Here is a 1,143-nt window from a genome sequence, read left to right as displayed (position 1 = left end):
GATGTGAGACGTGCTTTATCAAATATTTCAACTTTTTTTTCTATTGGAATTTCTCTGCTTTCTAGCGCGTATCTAATTATACCACACTTGTCCATTATATCATTTTCCCAAGTCGGCTAAAGTACGGTTCTATAACTTCATAATATTGAGAATCTATAAACCTAAATAAACCTTCATATTCCATAAAGTTACTTGACAGTGATTTTCTAATAAACGCTAGAGCTTCTTCTTCTATATTGTCTGATACTTTATCACCATCCATAGCTTGGAAACACCCTAGTGACGTGCTTTCTGTTTTTGCAAAACCATAAGCTCTAGCATCCTCGACAAAAAGAATGCTTGGCTTTCTTCTACGAAGAAATGAAATATGCCCATGCAAACGATAGCCAACATGAAAATCTATACTGTTATAAAAATCTAATTGTTGAGAACTCCCAGACAATGGTACGCATTCAATGCTATATTCATTCGCGAACTGTTTTATTTTATCAGTGACTAAATTCTCTTCGCCATGAAATGTAATATATATTTTTGTTTCAGGCAGGGCGCTAATTAGCGCTTTGATAATGGAAATTGATTGATCGATGTATTTTTCTTTATGCTGAACAGAAAAAGCTAAGCTCTCTATTTTATTAATACCTTTATAAGGGCTATCAATTAAATCAGGATCAAACAATACCAAGTCACCACTATAAATTGAACTCACAGATAAACTAGACATTAATTGTTCTATTTTCTTATCCCTTACCGGTAAAGGGCCAAATAATTCATTTAAGTACTTTAGGAAAGAAATTGATTTAGCGTCATATAATCTATTTTCAAAAGAGCCATCTGAAGGATGAAAATGCTGATATGAACACCCTGCCGGATAAAACCTAAAGTCTTTTAACCTATTTATATCTTTAAAAAGCTTATAATTCTTTGGGTGAGTTCCAGGTACAACAGAAAAACCTGGCGCAAAAATATTTTTGATATATCTTAAATCCAACTTATCAAGATCAGTACCTCGAAACACTGTCACAAAGTTAAAAACATCTACATGTTGATTTAACAATTTAACAAATGAGTCAGAGATCATTGCATCTCCAACATTCTTTGTTGTTGTTTCAGGAAATGTTGTTAAAAGGATATTTTTACATTTAC

At 32.4% G+C, this 1,143-nt stretch carries 1 protein-coding gene; it reads right to left on the bottom strand.

Going from position 1 to position 1,143, the window contains the following annotated elements:
* Positions 1-94 precede the first annotated feature (94 nt).
* A partial coding sequence (locus BZG77_RS14625) for a polysaccharide pyruvyl transferase family protein (RefSeq protein WP_131826175.1) occupies positions 95-1,143 on the bottom strand: 1,049 nt, incomplete at its 5' end.

Source organism: Salinivibrio sp. IB643 (genome assembly GCF_001996105.1).
GTDB lineage: Bacteria > Pseudomonadota > Gammaproteobacteria > Enterobacterales > Vibrionaceae > Salinivibrio > Salinivibrio costicola.
The sequence above is the reverse complement of the archived record's forward strand: the minus strand, read 5'-3'. Positions and strand labels throughout refer to the sequence as shown.